Origin of the sequence: Corynebacterium sp. HMSC08C04 (genome assembly GCF_001807495.1) — a bacterium.
GTDB classification, from domain to species: Bacteria; Actinomycetota; Actinomycetes; order Mycobacteriales; family Mycobacteriaceae; genus Corynebacterium; species Corynebacterium simulans.
Window position 1 is genome coordinate 49423 of the sequence record NZ_KV789226.1, and the last position, 17964, is coordinate 67386.

At 59.0% G+C, this 17964-nt stretch carries 15 protein-coding genes; 4 read left to right on the plus strand and 11 right to left on the minus strand.

Annotated elements, in window-relative coordinates; translation table 11 throughout:
- Positions 1–246 precede the first annotated feature (246 nt).
- Complete coding sequence (locus HMPREF3169_RS08605; protein ID WP_070456153.1) at positions 247–1377, plus strand: ATP-binding protein; 1131 nt, start codon at positions 247–249, stop codon at positions 1375–1377.
- Here HMPREF3169_RS08605 and HMPREF3169_RS08610 read toward each other — a convergent pair whose 3' ends face one another.
- Both HMPREF3169_RS08610 and mnmA read right to left on the minus strand, forming a co-directional pair.
- Positions 1378–2289 (minus strand): uroporphyrinogen decarboxylase/cobalamine-independent methonine synthase family protein, encoded by a 912-nt coding sequence (locus tag HMPREF3169_RS08610; protein ID WP_083286108.1) that lies wholly within the window; start codon positions 2287–2289, stop codon positions 1378–1380. It lies immediately after the preceding gene.
- The gene (gene mnmA, locus HMPREF3169_RS08615; protein WP_070456157.1) at positions 2289–3374 is read right to left on the minus strand and encodes a tRNA 2-thiouridine(34) synthase MnmA; all 1086 of its coding nucleotides are present in this window, start codon (positions 3372–3374) and stop codon (positions 2289–2291) included. The genes HMPREF3169_RS08610 and mnmA overlap by 1 nt, the downstream gene beginning before the upstream one ends.
- A 58-nt stretch (positions 3375–3432) precedes the next feature.
- On the opposite strand from mnmA, the gene HMPREF3169_RS08620 reads away from it, so the two are divergent.
- Positions 3433–4254: a spermidine synthase gene (locus HMPREF3169_RS08620; RefSeq protein ID WP_070432862.1), complete on the plus strand. Its 822-nt coding sequence runs from the start codon at positions 3433–3435 to the stop codon at positions 4252–4254.
- On the opposite strand, the gene HMPREF3169_RS08625 is transcribed toward HMPREF3169_RS08620, so the two are convergent.
- Complete coding sequence (locus HMPREF3169_RS08625; RefSeq protein ID WP_070432861.1) at positions 4235–5335, minus strand: glycoside hydrolase family 25 protein; 1101 nt, start codon at positions 5333–5335, stop codon at positions 4235–4237. The two genes, HMPREF3169_RS08620 and HMPREF3169_RS08625, sit on opposite strands and share 20 nt — an antisense overlap.
- 422 nt (positions 5336–5757) lie before the next feature.
- Between HMPREF3169_RS08625 and HMPREF3169_RS08630 the strand changes: the two genes are divergently transcribed.
- On the plus strand, positions 5758–6711 hold the full coding sequence (locus tag HMPREF3169_RS08630; protein ID WP_246815619.1) for an HNH endonuclease signature motif containing protein: 954 nt from the start codon (positions 5758–5760) through the stop codon (positions 6709–6711).
- Here the strand turns inward: HMPREF3169_RS08630 and HMPREF3169_RS08635 are convergent.
- Genes HMPREF3169_RS08635 through HMPREF3169_RS08670 form a run of 8 tightly spaced genes read right to left on the minus strand, consistent with a single transcriptional unit; the run spans position 6683 to position 15874 of the window.
- Complete coding sequence (locus HMPREF3169_RS08635) at positions 6683–8983, minus strand: bifunctional lysylphosphatidylglycerol flippase/synthetase MprF (protein WP_246815620.1); 2301 nt, start codon at positions 8981–8983, stop codon at positions 6683–6685. The two genes, HMPREF3169_RS08630 and HMPREF3169_RS08635, sit on opposite strands and share 29 nt — an antisense overlap.
- Complete coding sequence (locus HMPREF3169_RS08640; protein ID WP_070456163.1) at positions 8976–10178, minus strand: alpha/beta hydrolase; 1203 nt, start codon at positions 10176–10178, stop codon at positions 8976–8978. The genes HMPREF3169_RS08635 and HMPREF3169_RS08640 overlap by 8 nt, the downstream gene beginning before the upstream one ends.
- A gap of 59 nt (positions 10179–10237) precedes the next feature.
- On the minus strand, positions 10238–11347 hold the full coding sequence (locus tag HMPREF3169_RS08645) for a cysteine desulfurase family protein (protein WP_062041101.1): 1110 nt from the start codon (positions 11345–11347) through the stop codon (positions 10238–10240).
- Positions 11347–12288: an electron transfer flavoprotein subunit alpha/FixB family protein gene (locus HMPREF3169_RS08650; RefSeq protein WP_062041104.1), complete on the minus strand. Its 942-nt coding sequence runs from the start codon at positions 12286–12288 to the stop codon at positions 11347–11349. The genes HMPREF3169_RS08645 and HMPREF3169_RS08650 overlap by 1 nt, the downstream gene beginning before the upstream one ends.
- A gap of 8 nt (positions 12289–12296) precedes the next feature.
- Entirely contained in the window at positions 12297–13073 is a 777-nt protein-coding gene (locus HMPREF3169_RS08655) for an electron transfer flavoprotein subunit beta/FixA family protein (RefSeq protein WP_061922028.1), read from the minus strand.
- Between the two features lie 24 nt (positions 13074–13097).
- The gene (locus HMPREF3169_RS08660; protein WP_061922025.1) at positions 13098–14237 is read right to left on the minus strand and encodes a THUMP-like domain-containing protein; all 1140 of its coding nucleotides are present in this window, start codon (positions 14235–14237) and stop codon (positions 13098–13100) included.
- Positions 14234–15061, minus strand: a complete 828-nt coding sequence (locus tag HMPREF3169_RS08665) for an NUDIX hydrolase (protein ID WP_061922022.1) — start codon at positions 15059–15061, stop codon at positions 14234–14236. The genes HMPREF3169_RS08660 and HMPREF3169_RS08665 overlap by 4 nt, the downstream gene beginning before the upstream one ends.
- A 12-nt stretch (positions 15062–15073) precedes the next feature.
- Positions 15074–15874: an ABC transporter ATP-binding protein gene (locus HMPREF3169_RS08670; protein ID WP_061922018.1), complete on the minus strand. Its 801-nt coding sequence runs from the start codon at positions 15872–15874 to the stop codon at positions 15074–15076.
- 91 nt (positions 15875–15965) lie between these two features.
- On the opposite strand from HMPREF3169_RS08670, the gene HMPREF3169_RS08675 reads away from it, so the two are divergent.
- Positions 15966–17933: a maltotransferase domain-containing protein gene (locus HMPREF3169_RS08675; RefSeq protein ID WP_061922015.1), complete on the plus strand. Its 1968-nt coding sequence runs from the start codon at positions 15966–15968 to the stop codon at positions 17931–17933.
- The last annotated feature ends 31 nt before the right edge of the window (positions 17934–17964 follow it).

The following is a 17964-nucleotide window of genomic DNA, read 5'->3' on the forward strand; positions in this document are numbered from 1 at the left end:
GAGAACTAAAACAGTATCCACAAATCGCATAGTCGACGTTTGCATAACCTGCATTGTCGTTGCTCTCCTCGGGCGAACCCTGCCTTGGAACTCCGATCTCAGCGTGTTCTGGTGGTACGCTTTGGTAGCCATGACGGCACTTTATGCTGGAAAGGTGGCCTTTCACGGAAAGTCTCCCAAATCTCCGGCCGCCAAAAAGTCTCCCAAATCTCCCAAATCTCCTTGTTTGAGGTAGTCTTGCCGTCTATGAGCACCCGCAGTAATCCTTTCCGCCCCACCTTCGGAGTCCCGCCTCTTTATTGGGTGGGCCGTACTGCTGTGCTCGATGCATTCCGCAATGCCCTGCAGTCCCCAGCCGGCGCCTCCGCTCGCACGATGATCGTCAGCGGTGCACGCGGTATCGGAAAGACAGTTCTGCTCAATGAACTGGAGGATTCTGCGAAAGCACAAGGCTGGATATGCATTCGAGCTTCTGGGCGCACCAACATGGTCGAGGAACTCGTCGAGACCACCATTCCGCGGTTGATCGAGCAACTCGCGCCCCGAGATAAGCGGAAAATCAACCGCATCGGCATCGGCGGGGTCGGCTCAATCGGCCTGGAGCACAACACGGATGAGCCTTATAAGCCCACGCTAAATACCCGCCTCCGCGATCTCCTCGCCGAACTCTCAGGAGTCGGAATTCTGCTCAGCATCGACGAAGTGCAAGACGCCTCAGTAGAAGACCTCACTTCTATCGCAGTGGCCTACCAGGATCTCCTGCGCGATGAGCTCGACATTTCCTTTGTCGCCGCTGGATTGCCGCAAGGCGTCAACCGCCTACTCGATCTCCCCGGCGTTACTTTCTTGCGCCGTGCCCAAAGATTCGTTCTGGGTCCGCTTTCTGCAGGCAACGCCACCGAAGCCTTTACTGCCACCGCAGCTGACTCGGGCCTTAATTTCTCATCGGAGGCCATCAGCAAGGCCGTCGAGCTGTCGAAGGGCTACCCATACCTCGTGCAGCTGGTGGGTTCCTTGGCTTGGGAGCGCGCAAACGTCCGCAACGAGACCCAGATTGAAGCTTCAGACGTAGACAGCATTGCCGACGAAGCCATTTCCATCCTGTGCACTCAAGTGCACTTGCCCGCCGCGTCTTCGCTGCCTCCTGCTCAGCGCCAGTTCCTTGACTCGATGTCTAGCGCTTCCGTTGATGGCATCGCCACGATTACGGAGATTGCAGAAAGCCAAGGCCGCACAGTCCGCTCGCTTTCGGCAACGCGCCAAAGGCTTATCGACGCCGACCTCATCGAGCCCGCCGCCCACGGTGAGCTGCAATTCGTCATCCCCTACATGGAGCGCTTCTTCAACTCCACCGACAAGCTCGGCAGGGTCGACTAGCTAGAGATCACCGGCGTCGCGCACCAACATGCCCGCCGTCTCCACAGCCGAGCGCAGCGTGCTTGCCGACGCCTCCCTTGGCACCACGTCCACCGCATCCACCAGGAGCTGCCGTGACATTCCCATGCGGTCAAAGTGCCGGGCCACAGCCACGGCTTCTGCCCGCGCATCGACGCCTGCAATTGCGAAACCGATTCGCTTGCCTTCGCTTAAGAACTCGCCAAGTCCATCGATGTTTTGCGCGGTGCCCAGTCCTGCAGAATCAGTCACAAAAGTCTTCGCCGCGCCCGCTACTTCCCAATGCGGCCCCGCGACTAGGTACTCCGCGCCCAGCTCCTTTAGCTTCTCCCGAGCAACTTCCGCTGGGACCGCGCGAATCTCGTCAAAGTCGGTGGTGCCGGGAACCTTGCCGGCGAGGACGTCGCCAAGCAATGGCTCGTCCACCTGCACCCGCACCTCACCGTGGAAGCGACGCACCAGCTTCTTCACGTGCTCCCCGATGCCCATCTGCAGGGCTTCATGCAGATCGCGGGTAGCACCGGCGTCGGAAAGCACGCGGTGTCCATTCGCAAGCTCTACCGCCGCTGCTAAGCTCCACGGCCCCAAAACCTGCATCTTAAATACGGGGACAGACTCGCCCCATACCTCTTGGATGGCGTCCAAATCACGCTCCCACAGATCCCAGGTGCGTCGCATCATCAGCTGTGGGCGCTGGGTCATCTGCCACGCGCGTGGGCCGCGGTCAACGTTGATCGCTTCTAAAAGCGCGGCCGTAGAACCCACGGCATCCGCACCGAGCCCGCGCTCGGGAAGCTGCGGAATCGCCGGCAGATGTCCAGACTCGCCCATCACGATGTCGGCGGCCTCCGTCATGGAAACCCCACGCATCGGCCCCAGCGAAAATCCCGTCACTATGCCGTCCCGCAGATGGTGCCGGAACCGAGGACGATATCCCCCAGCTCATCGGGGCTTGGCAGGTACAGCACTGCGGCCTGGCCGCGTGCCACACCGGAGAGTGGTTCTTTTAGCTCCAGCGTCATCTTGTCGCCCTCGCGGTCCACAAACGCCTTGCAAGGCACAACCGACCCGTGCGCGCGAACCTGAACCTCGCACTCCAGCTCGCCGTCCATGGCCGGGTGCAGATACTTCAAGCGATCTGCCTGAATGCTCGTCACCGCCAAGTCCTCGCGCGAACCCACGGTCACGGTGCCGCTCGCTGCATCGATGTCGGTGACATAGCGCGGGCGTCCGTCTGCCGTCGGCTCCTTGATGTCAAGGCCCTTGCGCTGACCGATGGTGTAGTTCCATGCACCGTCATGTTGCTTGAGCTCCTGGCCCTCCTGGTCCACGATCATGCCGGGACGCAGCCCGATCCGCGAGCCCAAAAATGCCTGCGTATTGCCATCCGGAATAAAGCAGATGTCATAGGAGTCAGGCTTTTTGGCCGTGGAAAAGCCATGCCGCGCCGCTTCCTCGCGAATCTGCGGCTTTGGGGTATCGCCGATCGGGAAATAACAATGCTCTAGTTCCTCCGCGGAAATAACGCCCAAAACATAGGACTGATCCTTGTTTTCATCCTTGGAACGGCGCATATAGCCAGCGTCGTCAAGCGTGGCGTAATGGCCCGTTGCTACGGCATCGAAGCCCAACGCCATACCTTTTTGGAGTAGCGCGCGAAACTTGATCTTCTCGTTGCAGCGCAGGCACGGATTCGGAGTCTCGCCGCGGGCATAAGAATCCACGAAGTCCCCGATGACCTCTTCCTTAAACTGCTCGGAAAAATCCCAAACGTAGAAAGGAATACCCAGCTTGTCACAGATGCGACGCGCGTCTGCAGAGTCCTCCAAGGAACAGCAACCCCTGGCCTTTTCGCGGGTTTGTTGTGCGTCTTTATGCAGTGCCAAATGCACTCCCACCACATCGTGGCCTGCTTCCACGGCGCGGGCCGCGGCCACAGAGGAATCGACTCCGCCTGACATCGCTACGAGAACTCGCACTTAAACTCCTTTTCTTCGGCGGCCAAGCTTACTCTTCCAACCCATTAAGCTTAAATGCATGCGCAAAAAGGACGATCTCGTTGGCACCTACGAAATTTCTACGGGCACCGCGGAGGTGGTGGCGGACGAGTACCACGATAGCGGATACACACTTATGGTCAATGGAGTACCTTCAAGCCACATCGTGTTGGGCGCACCGGAAATCCTCGAGTTTGAATACATGCGCTGGATTGCCGCCGCAGTCGAAACGCTTCTGCCAGTAGCACCCGATGCCCTTCGCATGACACATCTGGGTGGTGCAGGCTGCTCGCTCCCTCGCTATTTCGCCAGCATTTGGCCCAAGTCCCGCCATACCGTAGTGGAACTCGATGCCAAGCTCGGCGAATTAGTGCGCACGCTTTTCGACGTCCCTCGTTCCCCCACCGTCAAAATCCGCGCCGGCGAAGCTCGCGCGGTCACCGATGGCTTCGCACCCGCTAGCCGCGACGTCATTATTCGCGATGTCTTCGCTGGCGACAAGACCCCACATCCGCTTACTACCCGCGAGTTCTTTCAATCGGTCCACCGCGCCTTGGTGCCTGGAGGACTCTACGTTGCCAATTGCGGAGATCACCGAGATCTCAAAATCGCAAAGTCGGAATTGGCCGGAATGAAGGAGGTATTCGAGCACGTGGCCGTAATCGCGGATCCCCCGATGCTCAAGGGACGGCGTTACGGCAACATCGTTCTTCTCGCCTCAGATCGCGAAATGCCAGCTGCCGGCTCCGTGGAAGCCGCACAACTGGCAAAATCACTGCTATCCGGCGCTGTCCCCGCCCACTATAAGCACGAGGCGTGGACCGCGAACTTCATGCAAGGCGCTACTGCGCGAGCTGATTAACAGCGTCCTGTGCTTGCTCGACCTGGTTCGGGTTGGCACCGTTGGCGGTGGCAACGTGGCCGGCGTTGTCTAGAAGGATTGCAAGGTCACCGACGGTGAAGTCACCGGAGGCCATGCCAACCAGGTCCTCAATCGGCAGGTTACCGTTCTGGGTTAGCTGCTTGACAAAGTCGGTAAATACACGTGCTGCGTTTCCGTCCAAACCTGCCTGCTGCGCGGCATCGATAAGCTGCGGGCTCGCAATGATACCTGCTGCCAATGCGAGGATCGCGCCGATCAGCGGTGCGCTGTTGGAGCTCAGGTCTGGCGCGTCGTCGCCAAGCACAAGCCCCTCGAGGATGCCACCGATGTCCAGGTAGTTGCCGTTGCTGAAGGAATCCAGCTGACCCTCGTTGCCGTTAAAGACGTTCATATCGACCGGACCGGTGATGCCGTTGACGCGGCCAGAGCCGGAGCGCTGCCAGAACGAAATCTTATTCCAGCCACCGACTGGATCCGGCGCCTCATCCTGGTAGGCCGCGAGCCATAGCGGCATGTCGGAGAACTCCGTGGTGTTCCCCATCTGCCCCATCCAGAAGTACTTATAGGTATAGATCATCGGGGTACGGCCGGTTAGCGTGCGTAGCTCCGTGGTGAAATCACGGATCCACTGCTCGAGCTGCGCCGAAGAAAGACCTTCATCAACCTCAATATCGAGCACGGGCGGCAGCGTTTGATTCGGAACCAGCGCAAGCTGTGCAGCAAAATGCGCCGCCTGGCGCGTGGCTGACGACGCCGGGCGTGCGTAGTGGTAAGCACCAACCTTCAGGCCGTTCGCTGCGGCAGCGTTCGAGTCGGTGATGAAGTGGGGATTCGTCCAGTCGGAGCCCTCGGTTGCCTTAACGAAAGCAAAGGACTGGCCGTCGGACTTTACTTCGCCCCAGTTGATCGGAGCCCCGCCCGGGTGCTGATGGTTTGCAATATCGATACCCGTGGTCGCACCGGAGGTCCAGGCGCCGGCTGTCATCGTGCCTGCGACAGCAAGCGCCACAGAACCAACAACGGCGACGATAGCCTTGCGCATTCCCTTAGATGAAGTCATGCGCGCTACTGTACCGACGAAACAACACAATCCCCTTTAGTAACACGCGTATCTTTGCTTTTATTTTTGCCCAGTTTTCTCTTCCCTTATCATTCGTACATATTTTCGATTTTCTGTTGATTGGGTTCGGTGGGCTGGATATAATGAGGGCATGAAGATTTCAAGGCAGTTTATTCCAACGGGGGTATGGAAAATTGGAAGCATATTACCTTGTAAATGACCCTTCCAGCACATTAGCAACCTCAGCCCGCAACATCCGTAAGCTCGAGTTCAAACAATGGGAAAATAGCCTCCCTCATCTCGATTCAGACATCGAACTAGTTATCCATAGTTTGGCCACACATACCGGCCTTGGGAAAACCAAAACTAAAAACATCGCCTTCGCGCTCTATCGCCTACGCGAACTTCCACGCCTGCGTACGATGCAGCTCGATTCCTACTTCCTCGATATGACACGCCTGTGCACTATCGACTCCGCCCTTAACAAGCTAGGCGCACCCACTCCCGAGATTCTCCAACGCGTCGACGAAGCCCTTTGTGAGTTCTTCACACCCACCAGCCCAGCAGAAGTCTTGCCTTCTAGCCGTGCCATCCGCACCTTTATCCATGACCTCATCAAACTCCTCGCCCCAGAAATAGATCCTGAAAAAGGCGAGGAAGAAGCCAACAACTCCTACTCCACTTACCCTGTGCCCGGTGGAAAAGAAGCCATTAGCGCCGAATACGAACCAGCAACTGCCTATGAGCTCGACCAACGCATAAAGGACACCGCCGAGAAACTGGAGATAACTCCGGCAGAAGCGCTCGAAAAACTCATCCGTGGAGAGGCTAACTCCGAGACCATCGTCATCCTGAATATGTACCGCGCCTCGGATATTCCCAATGCACCCGCTTTCATCCAGGGTGCCGGCTGGGTCTCTCCCGAGATCGCAGATTCCTTCGAGCCAAAGGTCGTACGTGACATGGCCAAGGCCGCTACCGCGGAGAGCCCTAGCTACACCACACCTTCTACCATCGGCGCTTTCATCGAAGGCCGCGATGGCACTTGCCGCATGCCACACTGCGACAGACCCGCGCAGGACTGCCAGAAGGATCACCGCATCAACTTTGCCGAAGGCGGACCAACCGCAGGCTCGAATCTCGCGAGCCTCTGCCAGCACCATCACAACATCAAGACCGATGGCCGAGCCAACTACATCATGGACCCACTCACCGGGGACATCGTCTGGCTCTTCGACGATGGGCACTGGGAGTATGACGAACCGACCGGCCCGCTAGCGCCCAAGAAGCGCAACTGGGTACAAACGTTTGCCCAAGCCATTGAATCCCGGCGAAGGGAGGCGCACGCTAAGTGTTTGAATGACGAAGTGCCTTAAGCGCCTCGGTGGCCTTCAGATTCGGAAGGTAAGCATGGACCACCGCGAGGCCAATCGCTGGGAGGGATAACTCATCCTCATAACACAGGAACCACTTGTGCTCCTCCGGCTGGAACTTGCGCTTGCTTGCGGCTAAAGACCGAAAGCCGTAAAGCGGTTCCATCTGCTCGCCGAGTTTCATCAGCAGTGAATCTAAGGTCGAAGGATTTTCGGTCGTCCCTGCCAACGGAGCGCCCGAAAGCGAAATCCATTCACAGCCCTCACCCGCCGCGATAACCAGTGCCTCAGAAATCAACAGCTCCATGACCCCTTTGAAACCTCGCTCATTACGGCGCATCACATCGAGGGTGTAGCCCACCAACTGCCCATCACGCCGCACCGGCAGCCAGCTGGTCATGCCGTGCACCAGACCATCATCGTCTAGAGCCAAAAGGAGACGAGTACCTGAAACCTGCATCTCGTCGATACCTCCCAGAGTAAAGCCCATCTCCGGAAGGGCCTTCTCGCCGACCCATTCTTCGCTTAGCGTGACCAAAGCGGCGGCAACAGCAACATCGAGTTGATCCCACGTGGTCCACACGGTTCTCACGCCTTCTTTTGCTGCCTTATTTCGCGCGGTGCGGATATTCTGGAACTTCTTGCCCTTGAACTCCGTGTTTTCACAGCTCAACACCGCCTCGTCCGCGACCTGAAGCCGCTTCAATCCAGGATGAGAAACCGCGAAATCGCTTGCCACCGAATACCACGCAGGAGTTAGTCCCTGAGATTTGACGAACTCCTCGAACTCGCGAGAGATGTCATCGCCAACCGGTCCACCCAATGTCAAAGCAACGCCATTGGAAGCGCGATATGCCACGAAGGAATCGCCGGCGAAGAAATATCTGTTCCCCTCCCACAAGGTCATGAAGGATAGGTGATCGCCAGTTCGGCGCTGCAGGATTTCCCGTGCCCGCGAGCGGTCCGATTCCCGTTGCGGGTCCGAGGGCGAGGAGAAGCACCGCCACAGCGCCCAAATGACGCACATCCACCACACGTTGCCGACCCACGAATAGACAAACCAGCCAAATCCACTTGCCGGCACCAATTCATGGGGAGAGACGAGCGTTATTACTACAGGCAAGAAGCGCAACGGCCACTCCGCCAACGCTGCGCTTAGCGACGCCCCGCCCAGAAAGGCAGACTTCACCAACAATGTAGAAAGCAACCAGGTGGCAGAACAAATAAGGAATACCCCACCCAGCCAGGCCGCGTGCTTTTTAATAATCTGCGGCGCTTCACGAACTTGGAAGAGCCGGCGAGAGTACATGAGCACAGCGAGGCAGAACAACCAGGGCAACAGGGCCTCGAATAGGTTAAGCCCGTAGATGAAGAAACCGTCTTGGTCTAGGTCCCACAGCTGAACGAGCAGGAAGGCCAAGGAAGCAACTTGGATGAGGCACGAAAGTACCCACGCAGCATGGCGGCCACGCACGAGCCCGAAACACAATACAAGTTGGATAAGCAGCGGCATGAGGTTGGCAAGCAAGGGACCGACACCATGCATGCGTGCGACGTCAGCCGCGGATATACAGTCCCTGGACGTTTCGTCGAGAGTGCAGAGAACCGCAACCGCGACGTCGGAAAGCGCAGGCCCCCACATCAGCTCGGTGAGAAGGGAAAATGGGCCTTCGGCGATTGGATTGATAGCAACCAGCACCGGGCTAATGGCAACCGCGATGAGGATGAAAGCTACGAGCACGCGCCGCTCGCGCAACGAGGGCTTTGCGGTCTCCCGCGGATGACGCCACAGGCCTAAAAAGAGGCCGAATACCGCGGCAGTAAGTCCCAAGATGTCGGCCATCGAGCCGGCATAAAAGACGTTCGTGAACGCAAGAACGAGGATGATAACCCGAAAACGGCGCTTCCACAGGCGCGGCATCTTCGCGGAGGCATACATCGCAGAGCCGAAAATCCAGCCGATTGGTGTAAAGAGGTAGCTGTTGAGGAGATCGTCGCCCCATCGGTTCAGGCCCGATACTTCGACGCCTCGCGCGATGAAAAAGGCAATCGGTAACGAAAGAAGCTGAAGGAAAAGGCCAACGACGAGGTATTTCCTGCTGCCCAAGACCCGCTCGGCAGGGCCACCGAAAAGAATGGCGAAGAAAGTTACAACGACGGATCCGCCAATTGTGACGGTGGTCAAACCGGTTGCCTCAACCCAATCATTGTCCACGAAGTGGAGAACCCACATGAGCACAATCAAGAGCAAAGTTACGGGAAATCGCTTAAGCATGAACATCGTTGTCCTCGATTCCACGGAATGGGTCATGGACGGCTGTAAGTCCCCCGCGGCGCGCAGCAAAAGCGAAGGATTGACGCAGTGCTGGGCGCCACACCCCGAAGGAGTGGCCACCGCTTAGAGCACAGACATAAGTCTTTCCGCCTGCCCCGCGAACGAGCTCAGCAAGTTGGTTTTGAGCAGCAATCGCGGGCTTGTCCTTGTCGCCTGCAAAGAAGACGACACTGAGCCCGGGATAGCGATTTTTCTTCAGCAAGAAGGCCGGATTTTGCGCCTGGAAGGCTTGCTCGTTTCCGCCAAAGAACTTCTGGACGGTATCGGCATGCTTGCCGATGGTCGGCTCCGCCTCACCGGAGAAGTCCAAATAAGTTCCGAAGGCCTCGGGATGGTTGGTGGCGACCTGCAAAGTACAGGTACCGCCGTAGGAAAGGCCGCCGAGCGTCCAATGCGACTGGTCTTCGTCAACGCGCAATTGCTTTTTGATCTGGGCTGGAACGTCTTTGGTCAGATAGGTCATTACCTTGGTGGATTGAGAGTCCGCGCAAACAGGGTTGGCGGTTTCAGAACCGGTGGCATCAACTGCTACGACGATGGGCGATACTCCCCCGTTTGCCTTCTGAAATTCATCGGCGGTCTGTGCGGCTTCGCCAGATCCAAACCACTGGGTTGGGCCACCGGGATTGCCATGGAGCAATACGAGCACCGGCAGGCGCTTTCCGCTCCAATAGGCCGGCGGCAAATAGGCAATAGCTTCGCGGGCTTTGAATCCCTGGCTTGGTAAGTCGAGATGAACCAGACCGGCAGAATTGCCCGCGTGCGAGGCTAGTTCGGAGGCGGGAATAGTTTGGGCCACCGGTCGCGGATCGAGGGAACCGACCGTGGGATAGGTCTGGTACTCGAGGTTGACTAGCCCGACGACCGCAACGAGTGATGCGATGCCCGCGAGCGTCGCGGAAAGTTTCGGCTTACGCAGCAGTGCGGCGAGGCAGATACCAGAGGCGACGAAGACATGAGCAGGGATATCCCAATGCTGGAGGAAATACCAGGCACCAACCGATATAAACAAAGCCAAAACAACAGGCACAATCTTGCGCGCCCATGCAACAACTATCGCGGAAAGAACCACGATGACCGCATATATCGCCCCATTTACGGGTTCGGCCAGCGGCAGGCCAAGGAGGAAATTCACTCCTAAATCATAGGCCTGCGCTGGCCAAATAGGCTGTTAAGTACCTGGGAGGTCGGTACTTATACGCTGCGGGCGCGCTTGACGACGTCGGGAAGCTGCGCCAGGACGTACTCGACGTCGGCAGGCGTTGTGTTCCTACCAAGGGTAAAACGCAGCGAACCGATTCCATCAGAGTCGGACACATTCATCGCCTCAAGGACGTGCGACATGCGGTTGACGCCCGAGTGGCAGGCGCTGCCGGTCGAGGCCTCGATGCCCAAGGAATCGAGCAACATGATGAGGCTGTCGCCGTCGGTTCCGGGGAAGGACACATGCAGGTGCGAAGCCAACATCGGTTCCTCACAGTTGAGGATGACGTTGTCGATGCTGGAGAGAATGCCGGCACGTAGTTGGTCACGAAGCGCACCTACGCGCTTGGTCTCGGAATCGATCTCGGAGACAGACTCCTCGAGCGCAGCCGCAAGAGCAGAAGCACTGGCGACGTCAACGGTGCCAGGGCGGATGCCCCTTTCTTGGCCGCCTCCGAAGGCGATGGGCTGCGGGGCTGGGCTGCGTTTTGCAAGCAGCAAGCCGATGCCACGTGGGCCGCCGAACTTGTGGGCGCTCGCCGCGAGCGTGGTAGCACCGAGCTCGTGGAAGTCGATGGGCAGCTTGCCTGTGACCTGCACTGCGTCGATGTGAACTGGGGTGCCAACTAAGTTTGCGCGGCGCACGATCTCGGCAACTGGCTGGATGGCACCGGTCTCGTTGTTTGCCCACATGCAGGTGGCAACGTCGGCAGGCGTATCTAGCGCGGAGAAGTCGCTGACGTGGGAATAACGATCGACGGGCAGAAGATCGACCTGTGCATCCGGCAGCTGGGCAACGCTATCGCGCACGGCTGGGTGCTCGATAGGAGTCGAAACCACGCGGTTGGTGGTGCCCAGACGGTACAAGCCTTGGATGGCGATGTTGTCGGCTTCGGTGCCGGAAGAGGTGAAGATAACCTCGATCGGCTCGCAGCCAAGAATTTCCGCGACTTTCTCGCGGGCGTCGTCAAGCACGGAACGGGCTTTTCGGCCAGAGGCATACTGCGCGCCGGAGTTTACCGCGCCAGAGGCGGCCACCCACGCATCGATGGCCACCTGGCGCATCGGCTGAGTAGCCGCATAGTCAAAGTAGTGCGACATTACTTACGGGACTCCAGCTCAGCGACCAAAGCCGGGGAAATCTCATGGACGTCACCGACGACGCCGAGGTCAGCGATCTGGAAGAAAGGCTCGTCCTGATCCTGGTTAACCACAACGATGGTGCCGGAGGTCTGCATGCCGGAGGTGTGCTGGATAGCACCGGAGATGCCAAGCGCGATGTACAAATCCGGGGAAACCGTGACGCCGGTCTGGCCCACCTGGTGTGCTGGGTCGTAGAAGCCCTGATCGACTGCATCGCGGGTGGCACCGACGGCGCCGCCGAGGGCGTCGGCAAGCGGTTCCACGATGGTGGAGAAGTTGTCGTCGACGCCGCGGCCACCAGAGACAACTACCTTCGCGGCAGTCAGCTCCGGACGAGCAGACTTCTCATGCGGGGTAAAGGAGGTGACGGTGACGTCCTTGGCAGTTGCGGCCGGCAGGGGCATCGGCGCCGGAGCGACGGCCACCGGCTGCGGATCCGCGGCGACTGCGCCTGGGCGCAGGGTGTAGATCGGGCTCGCGCCAGACGCTGTAGCAGTGGTCTCGTAGGAACCGCCGAAGATGGTCAGGTGTGCGGAGCCGTCGGCGTTAATCTCGTCGACGTTGACGAGGGCGCCGGAAGCCAGACGCGCGGAAAGGCGGCCGGCAATCTCGTTGTTGGTCGGGGTCGCAGCTAGCACGATTGGGGCTGGGTTCGCGGCGGCGAGGGCGTGCAGGGCATCGACCTCGGGCAGGATGATGCGGCGCTCGTAGTCCTCAGCGCTTGCCTGCACGATCTGTGCGGCGCCCAGGGCTGCCAGCTCGGAATCGAAGGCATCTGCTTGCTTGCCGACGACGACTGCGGAAACGGTACCCAGCGCACGCGCTGCGGTAATCAGCTCACCGGTAACAGGGCTAAGGGCGTTATCTTCGTGCTCTACAAGTACGTATACGTGAGACATTTCGGCTCCTAGATAAGGTTCTTCGCGGCGAGGAAGTCGGCAATCTGCTTTGCGGCTTCCTGCGGATTCGGCTCGGTGATGACCTCACCCGCGGTGCGGGCAGGACGCTGGGCGGCGGCTGTCACCGTGGTGGTTGGTGCCACGGCATCGATGCCAAGGGAGGCCACGTCGAGGGTGGTGATCTCGGCCTTCTTGGCCGCCATGAGTCCCTTGAAGTTCGGGAAGCGCGGCTTATCGGCCTTATCGGTGAAGGTGACGATGGCTGGCAGGGCTGCCTCCAGCTCCCAGTGGCCGTGAGCGTCCTCGCGCACACCGCGCAGGACGCCGCCCTCGAGGCTCAGGGACTTCAGCTCGGTCATCGCCGGGAGCTGGCGGTACTCAGCGAGCAGGCCAGCCAGCAGGCCGGTGGAAGCATCCGAGGAGTAGTTGCCCAGGGTGATGATCTGGACGTCCTCGATGGTGTTGATGGCCGCGTTGAGCGTCCAGGCGGTAGAGAGTGCATCGGCGCCGGAAAGGGCGTCGTCAAGCACGTGTACTGCGTCGTCTGCGCCCATCGCGAGGGCCTTGCGCAAAGCTTCGTCAGCGCCGGCAGGGCCCATGGTCACTGCGACGACGCGGAAGTCTGGGTTTGCTTCCTTGATGCGCAGTGCCTGCTCGACGGAATACTCGTTGACCTCGTCGATGACGTTGTCGACGCTCGTGCGGTCGAGGGTGTGGTCTTCCTCGAGGGACTTGGTGGACCAGGTATCCGGTACGTGTTTGACCAGAGCCACGATTGCGGGCATTGGACACTTCCCTTTCCGATAGATTTATGTTGCGTAATTATCCTCGGACGATACTACTCGTGGTCCGCACAGCAACGCGATTCCCTTAGTTCCGATGCGTGTCATGATGACGGCCATGGAACGGCTTCCCTTGAGCTTAAGCTTCTTCCGCAGCTGATCGGGGTCGACGTCTAGACCGCGGACCAGTATCTCGAGGGAGCCAGCATCGTGTGACTGCAGTGCGGCTTTGAGTTTCTTGACTGGCACCGCCTCGATGAATTCAAATCCGGACGTGCCTGCCGGGATGCGTTGCCCTGTCAGGTAAGCGATGCGCGGGTCCAGCTGATGGAGGCCTTCGCGCTTGGCGTAGTGGCGCACAAGCCCCGCGCGTACAACCGCGCCGTCTGGGTCCATGATGTAGGTGCCAATGTCGCCGGCTTCGGGCAGGTCGGCCTCGTCGAAGTCGGTGCTGGAGAGAACATCAGCCTTTCCACCTTTGATCATGACTGCGCTGCGGCCAACGCCCAGACCAGGTGTATACAGGCAGGCCTCTTTGACGTTGCCGTCGACGCTGGCGACGGATACCAAACCTTGCCAATCTGAAAAGTCGAGGCCGGGGGCACACTTGACGGCGAGTTCGCACTCGTGTGCCGCCAGAAGATCGGGCAACGGCGGCAGGAGCTTTGCGGGATCGGTAATGCGTTTGCCGCCGCTTCGGCGCGCTGGATCGGCGATGATAACGGGTGCCGTTGAGCTCTGCGTCAAAGCGTCTGCGCAGAAGAAGGGATGCGGGGTGTTGTGCTGCGCCATCTTGATGCGCGAACGGTCGAGGTCAGAGCCTACATATTTTCCTGGAGCCCACGCAGCCCCTTCGGTACCGATGGAACAGGTGACATCGTGGACGAGTTCGACCCCCAGGCTTGTCAAGAAAGCGGCACGATGTTTGGCTACCTCGAGCGGGGTGGCCTGCTGCACGGAATCGGAGTCCATAAGCCAGTCGCTGGGCAGCTTTTTACTGTTTCGGGCTTTGATGAGTTCGGCTACGGCACGGGCGTGCTCACCGAATTGTTGCTGGAGCTTGGCGACGTCGCCTAATTGGGAAGCCTTGCTGAATTCAAGGTCAAGGCCCGCTATCTCCGGTTGGTGCTGGACTAAGAAGTCGATCTCGGCGAGGGTATAACTCATATTCTGTCTACGGGTTGAGTGCTGAAGAATTCGCGGTAGCGCGGGTCGTGCTCGGGGTCGCCGATGATGGGGCGAAGGTCGGAGAAAGAGGCGTCGTCAAGCGCTTCTCGCACCGTGGAGTAATTGCTCAGGCGCAGCATTTGCGCCCAAGTGGGAAGAGCCAAGCGGACAAGCCCGGCGCGCCACCCGTCGAGGACGAGGCGGGGCGGGAACCATCCGGCGTCGTCTGCCTCCGTGGTATCGCCGTCGGGCTCTTGGCCTTCCGGTAGAACGGCGATGAAGAAAAAGGTATCGAACCATTGTCCGCAGTCTTCGCCCGCCCACCGAGACCACGGCATGAGCATGTCGGCGTCGGCGCGCATGCCGTTGTTCATGAGGAATTCGGTAAAGGAAATCTCGTGAGTTTCCAGCATGACGCGTTCGCGGTGATAGCGCGAGGCGTCGGAGACGATTCCGTCATCGCGAACGGCGAGCAAGGTACCGGATTCCTCGAAGAGTTCTCGGATGGCGGCGAAGACCAAGGCATGGGTCTTGTATTTGGTAACGCCCATGCGACGGGCCAAGGAAATAACGGAGCGGCCCGCCCAGAGATCGCCGGAACTCCACATTCTTGGCGGGAAATCGCGGGGGTCTACTCCCCCGCCCGGAAACACTGCGTGCCCCGGGTAATTGCGCATCGTGGAGACCCGTTCCTGGAGCCAAACCTCGAGCCCTTCTTGGCCGTCGCGCAGCAGCAGGACGGTAGCGGCCAAGCGTCCACCGTTAAAACCGGTGGTTTCGCTGTGGTCGATCGCGTCAAGGCGCTCGTGAATGGGTCGGGTCATGCAAAGTTCCGTTTAGCGTATGCGGCGAGCGAAGTAACGTTCACCGATTCGATCCACCTGAATTGGTTGGTGGAAAGCCTGCGTAAGGTTTTCTGAGGTAAGGACCGTATTGATTAGTCCCTTCGCCACGACCTTACCCTCATCGAGGATCATCGCATGGGTAAATCCATAAGGGATTTCCTCGACGTGGTGGGTAATCATGACGATTGCTGGTGCATCGGCATCCATTGCCAGCTCGCCCAAGTAGCCCACGAGATCCTCGCGGCCTCCTAGGTCCATGCCGGCGGAAGGCTCGTCGAGGATGAGTAGCTCAGGGTTGGACATAAGGGCACGTGCCAAGATGACGCGCTTCTTTTCTCCCTCCGATAGGGTTCCCCAGGTGCGCTCGGCCAAGTGGCGGGCGCCCACCTGGTCAAGGATTTCGAAGGCGCGGCTAAAGTCCATGTCTTGGTACTCCTCGCGGAAGCGTCCCAGGACTGCGTAGCCGGCGGAGATAACGAGGTCGTCGACTCGTTCGCCGTCGGGAATGCGGTGCTGTACTGCGGCGGAAGAAATGCCGATGGCGGCACGCAGATCGCGCATGTCGGTCTTGCCGATCTGCTCGCCCATCAAAAAGGCAGTTCCTTTAGAAGGAAACTCTTCCGCAGAGGCAATGCGGACCAAGCTGGTCTTGCCGGCGCCGTTTGGGCCGATGATGACCCAACGCTCGTCGAGCTCTACTTGCCAATCGACTGGACCCACCAAGGTTTTTCCGCCACGGCGCAGCTCGACGCCGCGGAAGTCGATGAGCCAATCTTCGTCAGTTACGGGCATTGTTTCGTTATTCACAGCATTCACGTCCTATATTGTTGCGGAAATTCTGGTTGCCCGGTGAAACTGACACAGCTGCACTACTCTAAAGGGCATGACTACACGCCTCGCCATCGATGATGTCCGTCCTAGCTTCTCTCCCACTAAGGCCGTGGTTAATGAGGTGGTTCCGGTAACCGCGTTGGTCTGGCGGGAAGGCCATGATGCGGTGTCGGCAACCCTTTCGGTGTGGAATACCGAATCCCCTTCGGTTTCCTCGGTGACCATGGACCAAGACCCAATTGACCCTGACCGTAGGCATGGTGTGTTTACTCCGCTTACCTGTGGGCGCTGGTTCTTCCGTATCGATGCGTGGTCAGACCCGATGGCAACGTGGCGCAATGCGGTGGAAAAGAAGATGGCTGCGGGGCAGACGGCCGCCGAGCTTTCCAACGATCTCCTCCATGGCGCGGAGCTTTTTGAGCGGGCGGGAATGCCCGATGTTGCTAAGTCGCTAGCGAATGAGTCTTTGGACCTGTCCTCGCGCGTCGAGGCAGCGCTTTCCGACGCCGTGGCAAAGAAACTGCATGCGCACCCCTTGCGGGATTTGCTCGTGGAAGGCGAGGTCCACGAGGTACTGGTCGAGCGCCGAGAAGCGCTTTATAACTCTTGGTATGAGCTCTTCCCGCGTTCTACGGGCGGTTGGGATGAAGAAGGCAACCCAGTCCACGGCACTTTCAAGACCACGGCCAAAGCGTTGGAGCGAGTCGCAGACATGGGCTTCGACACAGTGTATTTCCCGCCGATTCACCCCATCGGAAAGGTTCACCGCAAGGGCAAGAACAACTCGGTGGTGGCTGAACCGGGCGACGTCGGCTCGCCGTGGGCAATTCAAGATCATTCCACCACTCACCCAGACTTGGGCACGATGGACGATTTCAAAAAGCTGGTTTCTCGCGCGCAGGACCTGGGGCTCGAGGTAGCGCTGGATCTGGCGCTCCAGGCCGCACCGGATCATCCGTGGGCCAAGACGAACCCAGAGTTTTTCACGGTCTTGGCTGACGGCACCATCGCTTATGCGGAGAATCCGCCGAAAAAGTACCAGGACATCTATCCCCTGAACTTCGACAACGACCCAGACGCGATCTACAACGAGATCTTCCGCATCGTGATGATCTGGATCGAGGCGGGCGTAACCACCTTCCGCGTGGATAACCCGCACACCAAGCCGGCAAACTTTTGGACCTGGCTCATAGACAAGGTGCACGTGACCCATCCGGAGGTCATCTTCCTTGCGGAGGCCTTTACCCGCGCGCCACGGCTGTTCGGCTTGGCGAAGGCAGGCTTTACCCAGTCCTATACCTATTTCACCTGGCAAACCTCGAAGCGCGAGCTGACCGAGTTTGCCAAGATGCACGTGGAGCAGGCGGATATTTGCCGCCCCAACCTCTTTGTGAATACGCCTGACATCCTGCACGAGTCTTTGCAGACCGGCGGGCGGGCCATGTTCGCTATCCGCGCGGCTTTGGCCGCGACTCTGTCTCCGCTATGGGGCGTGTACTCCGGCTATGAGCTTTATGAGCACGAGGCCGTGGCGCCGGGCAGTGAGGAGTACATGGACTCTGAGAAGTACGAGCTGCGCCCGCGCAACTTCCAGGAGGCGGCTACCCGTGGCGCATCGCTGGAATCCTATATTCGCCTTCTCAATCTCATCCGCCGTGAGAACCCCGCGCTGCAGCAACTGCGCAACCTCAAATTCCACGACGTCGATAACGAAAAAATCATTGCCTACTCCAAGGCAGATCCTGCGACGGGCAACGTGATCCTGGCCGTGATCAACCTGGATCCGCGCAATGCCCAAGAAGCCACCGTTACCGTAGAAATGGAAGCGATCGGCAGAGCCGACGGTGACGTCTACACCGTCCACGATGCCATTACCGGCGCCGCCTATAACTGGTCCAACCGCAACTTCGTGCGACTCGAACCAATGCGCGACGTCGCCCATCTGTTCGTGCTGCCGCAGGCTGACCCGCATTCCTTGGACCGCCTTGCCTGGCGCGACGTCAACGATTATCGACCTTAAGTCCTGTCTCCTTCGATTTAGGTAACGTGAA